Annotated in this window: 4 protein-coding genes; 2 read left to right on the top strand and 2 right to left on the bottom strand. The window is 58.1% G+C overall.

All coding sequences use genetic code 11. From position 1 onward, the window contains the following. Positions 1-443 precede the first annotated feature (443 nt). Positions 444-1,817 carry a glutamate--cysteine ligase gene (locus HEQ34_RS13825; RefSeq protein WP_296201464.1) on the bottom strand — a complete coding sequence of 458 codons (1,374 nt, stop codon included), beginning with the start codon at positions 1,815-1,817 and terminating at the stop codon, positions 444-446. 78 nt (positions 1,818-1,895) lie between these two features. Next, a complete protein-coding gene (locus tag HEQ34_RS13830; RefSeq protein WP_296201465.1) occupies positions 1,896-2,639 on the bottom strand; it encodes a 16S rRNA (uracil(1498)-N(3))-methyltransferase in 744 nt (247 codons plus the stop codon). Between the two features lie 102 nt (positions 2,640-2,741). Here HEQ34_RS13830 and ubiA point away from each other — a divergent pair, with 102 nt between their 5' ends. Together ubiA and HEQ34_RS13840 are read left to right on the top strand one after the other, a co-directional pair. After that, positions 2,742-3,653: a 4-hydroxybenzoate octaprenyltransferase gene (ubiA, locus tag HEQ34_RS13835; RefSeq protein WP_296201467.1), complete on the top strand. Its 912-nt coding sequence runs from the start codon at positions 2,742-2,744 to the stop codon at positions 3,651-3,653. Positions 3,654-3,665: 12 nt separating this feature from the next. Further along, positions 3,666-4,621 (top strand): aldo/keto reductase (locus tag HEQ34_RS13840; protein ID WP_296201469.1); only part of this gene is annotated, 956 nt, incomplete at its 3' end.

The following is a 4,621-nucleotide window of genomic DNA, read 5'->3' on the forward strand; positions in this document are numbered from 1 at the left end:
TCTTCTTGTCTTTGCGTCTTTGTGCGAGATTATATTGGCGCTGGGTTTCCATCTGCACGAACGCGGCGTGGTGCGTGACCGATAGGGCGCAACCCCTCTCCCAGCTTCGACTAACGAGCGCGCTCGTAAGTCTGCGCAACCCTCTCCCGCAAGGGGAGAGGGCCCCACCCGGCTGGCGCTTTTGCTCTGTCTGGGGGACAGAGCTTCCCGCCCCCTGAATTCCGGTGACATCTGCGTCATCCCCGAAATAGCTTTGTACTATGACGGGTCGGGCCGATACCTTCTTTTTGTCTTCGACTCCTGCGTGAGATTATATTGGCACTGCGTTTCGACCGGGCATGACCGCGAGATGGCGACAACCGGCGGGTGCCCCTCCACCAGCTTCGCTGGTCCCCCTCCCCCGGTGGGGGAGGAATTAGAATTCCGGTGTCCTGACCCTGACCCTAAAAGCTCATCTCGTCATAGACGCGCGAGACATCGCCGTTCCATTCGCCGTGATATTTCTCCAACAATATTTCAGCGACGGTTTTGCCGCTGGCGACGATTTCGCGCAGCGGGTCGAGATAGCCGGTTTCATTGTCACCGCTGCCGTTCAGGCAATTGCGCGCGGCCAAGCCGGATGACGATATATCGAGAATGCGCCCCGCCAAGTCCAACAACTTGCCGCCGCCGGGTATTGCGGCGTTCAGGCCTTGGGCGGGCACCGCACTGCGCAACGTCTCGCGTTCTTCCATCGTCCAATGCTTGACCTCGTCCCATGCGGCATCCAAGGCAGCTTGGTCATAGAGCAGGCCGACCCAAAAAGCGGGGAGCGCGCAAATGCGGTTCCACGGGCCGCCATCGGCACCGCGCATTTCCAGAAAGCTTTTCAACCGCACTTCAGGAAAGGCGGTGGACATATGGTCTTCCCAGTCGCTGACCGTGGGCTTTTCACCCGGCAGCACCGACAGCTCACCCTTTAGGAAATCGCGGAAATCTAACCCCGCCGCGTCAATATATTTGCCGTCGCGATAAACGAAATACATCGGCACTTTGAGCATATAGTCGACATATTGTTCATAGCCGAAATTGGCGTCGAACACGAAAGGCAACATGCCCGTGCGCTGCGGATCGGTGTCGGACCAGATATGGCTGCGATAGGAGAGGAACCCGTTTGGTTTGCCCTCCAAGAATGGCGAATTGGCGAACAACGCGGTGGCAAGCGGTTGCAGCGCCAGCGATGTGCGGAACTTGTGCGCCATGTCGGCTTCGCTCGCATAATCAAGATTGACCTGAATCGTGCAGGTGCGCAGCATCATGTCGAGGCCCATGCTGCCGACGCGCGGCATATGGCGCAGCATGATGTCATACCGCCCCTTGGGCATGATCGGCAGTTCAGCGCGCGTCTTATCAGGCCAAAGCCCAAGGCCCAAAAAGCTGGTGTTCGTCTTGTCGCCAATGGCCTTTACCTGTTTCAAATGCCGCCCGGTTTCGGCGCAGGTTTGGTGCAGGTTTTCCAGCGGCGCGCCCGATAGTTCAAGCTGCCCGGCAGGCTCAAGACTGATGGCACCGTCGCTGCCGCTCATGGCGATGACCTTGCCGTTTTCGTACACAGGCTCCCAACCAAATTCGGTCATCGCCATTAACAAATCGCGAATGCCGCCCGGTTCGTCATAAGACGGGGCATGGTGATCACTGCGATTATATACGAATTTTTCATGCTCGGTGCCAATGCGCCAGCGGTCCTTGGGCTTTTCACCCCTGGATATTGCGGCGACCAATTGATCGCGCGTTTCGATGACGGGACCGACGCTGTTGGAAACGGTTTTTGTGCTCATGGCGGCGGTTTAGAAATGTCGCGGCGATATTGCCAGTAGATTAATGTTATCGCGTTATGCACTGTTGAGGTCCTGACCCTAAGCCGACCAGTCGCCGTTCTTTGCCATCCAAACCGATATTGCAGCAACCGCAGCGGTGTCCGCGCGTAATATGCGCGGGCCAAGCGACACGGGCCGCGCATAGGGATGCGCGCGAACAAAGGCATTTTCGCTATCGGTGAAGCCGCCCTCCGGCCCGATCAACAGGGCCGCTGGGCCAACGCTTATGGCGTCCAGAAACGGCGCGCCACCGCGTTCGTCGCAGAAATATAGTATCCGCTCGGCGGGCCAATCCTTCAACAAGGCATCCAGTTTCGTCAGCGGCGCAATCTGCGGCAAGGCGGTGCGTTCGCATTGCTCGGCGGCCTCAACCATATGTGCGCGCAGACGGTCATCCTTCACCTTATCGACCACGCAGCGCGCGGTCAGCACGGGCACAAAGCGTGCCACACCCAATTCGCACGCTTTTTCGGCGATCCAGTCAAACCGGTCCTTTTTGATCAAAGCTTGGGCGATCCACAGATCGGGCGTCGTTTCGCGTTCGCGGAGCTTTGCCTCGACGGTAAGATCAAGGTCGCGTTTGCTTATATGCGTGACGATGCCGAGATATTCGCCCGAAATATCGTCGAACAATTTGACCGGCGCACCCTCTTTCAGGCGCATCACACCGATGAGATAATGCGCGCTGTTGCCAGATATGTTGAGCGACGCGCCCAGCGCCAGCGGTTGTTCGACAAACAAGCGCGGCGTTGATTTTGGGGGCCAGGCGGGTGTTGCGGGCATGGCCTTGTGCCTAGCTGCAAAAGCGGGCGGCGTCATCTGCGAACTTGCGCCCGTTCAACTTCGCAGATGACGTGCGCCATAATTTTTGGCAGGGCCTTTGCCATGACGCCTAAACTAGTCCCAGACAGCGAATATACCGGCGTCATTGCCCTGTTGCCGGTGAAGCTGCGCGCTTTGCTGCTGTTGGCGCGGTTGGACCGCCCGATTGGCTGGTGGCTGTTGTTCTGGCCATGTATATTTGGGCTGGCGCTATCGGGTGGGCTGATTGCGCGTTGGGACCTTGCATACTGGATGCTGCTGGGCGCGATTGTCATGCGCGGGGCAGGGTGCGTGTATAATGACATTGTCGACCGCGATCTCGACGCGCAAGTCGCACGCACGGCGTCGCGGCCCTTGCCCAGCGGCGATATTGGCCTGCGCGGCGCATGGGCGTTCCTGCTTGGCTTATGCGCTTTTGGCCTGCTGGTGCTGTTGCAGCTTCGGTGGGAGGCGCAGATTGTTGCTTTAAGCAGCATCCTGCTTGTGGCCGCTTACCCGTTTATGAAGCGCATTACATATTGGCCGCAAATCTGGCTTGGGCTGGTGTTTAGCTGGGGCGCATTGGTCGGCTGGATGGCAATCATGGGGCAGGGCAATGCGGCGATGTTCTGGCTCTATGCTGGCACGATATTCTGGGTCGTTGGCTATGACACCATCTACGCCATGCAGGACCGCGAAGATGACGCCTTGGTCGGGATTAAATCGAGCGCCTTGCGGCTGGGCGGCAGCGTCCGGTTGGGCGTGGCGGCGTTCTACGTCTTGACGATTCTGGGCTGGGGCATGGCGATTTGGAGCGTTCGGCCCGAAAAGCAGGCGTTGGTCGCGCTCCTTCCGGTCGCCTTTCATTTGGGAATGCAGGTCATTTCTCTGAAATCCGATGGCAGCAACGCGCTTGGCCATTTCCGTTCAAACCGCGTGGCGGGGTTGCTTGCCGCACTCGCATTTTTGGTCGTTGGCGCGGCTGGACAATATTAGGGAGAGAATAATATGGAACATCGTCGCATCGGCAAAAGCGCCATTTACGTGTCCGACATTTGCATGGGCACCATGACCTTTGGGTCGCAAACCGACGAGGCGGAGGCGCACCGCATTCTCGACAAATGTCTGGACGCGGGCATCAACTTTTTCGACACCGCCGAAGGCTATCCCGTGCCGCCGGACATTAAATGGGTTGGCCGGACCGAGGATATCATTGGCCGATGGATGAAGGGTAAGAACCGCGACGCCATCATCATGGCAACCAAGGTTTCCGGCCCAAGCCACACTTGGTTCAAATCCCCCAAGCGCGGCGGCATGACGACGCTGGACCGGCACAATATCATCACCGCGGTTGAGGAAAGCCTGCGCCGTTTGCAGACTGATTATATCGACCTGTATCAAACGCATTGGCCCGACCACGGCCTTGCCTATGACGAAACGATGGAAGTGCTCGATGAACTGATACGGTCGGGCAAGGTGCGCGTTTTGGGTTGTTCGAATGAGACCAGCTATGGCCTGATGAAGTCGCTGGCGACGTCCGAACGGTTGGGCGTGGCGCGTTACGAAAGCATCCAGAATAATTTTTCGATCAACAACCGCCGGTTTGAAGATGAATTGAAACAAGTCTGCCGTCTGGAGGGCATATCGTTGCTGCCTTACTCGCCGCTGGGTGGCGGCGTGTTGTCGGGCAAATATCTCGACGGCGCCCGCCCCGAAGGCGCGCGTTTCTCCCGCTATCTCGAAATGGCCGGATCACGTCAGGTCGAAATGGCACAACGTTTCGCCGGACCCCGCGCATTGGAAAGCACGATGCGGATTGTCGCGATTGCGCGGGAAGCTGGCATGTCGCCCGTGACGCTGGCAACCGCTTGGTCAAAACAGCATGACTTTGTGGCATCGACGATGGTTGGCGTGAGCAAGGAAGAGCAACTCGACGACATCTTCGCCGCGATTGACCTGAAACT

The organism is Sphingorhabdus sp., assembly GCF_023910635.1.
In the GTDB taxonomy this organism is placed as follows: Bacteria; Pseudomonadota; Alphaproteobacteria; order Sphingomonadales; family Sphingomonadaceae; genus Sphingorhabdus_B.

Bases quoted from the DNA above. Each gene is read 5' to 3' on its own strand.
- ubiA (WP_296201467.1), top strand. From the start codon at position 2,742: ATGACGCCTAAACTAGTCCCAGACAGCGAATATACCGGCGTCATTGCC.
- HEQ34_RS13830 (WP_296201465.1), bottom strand. From the start codon at position 2,639: ATGCCCGCAACACCCGCCTGGCCCCCAAAATCAACGCCGCGCTTGTTT.
- HEQ34_RS13825 (WP_296201464.1), bottom strand. From the start codon at position 1,817: ATGAGCACAAAAACCGTTTCCAACAGCGTCGGTCCCGTCATCGAAACG.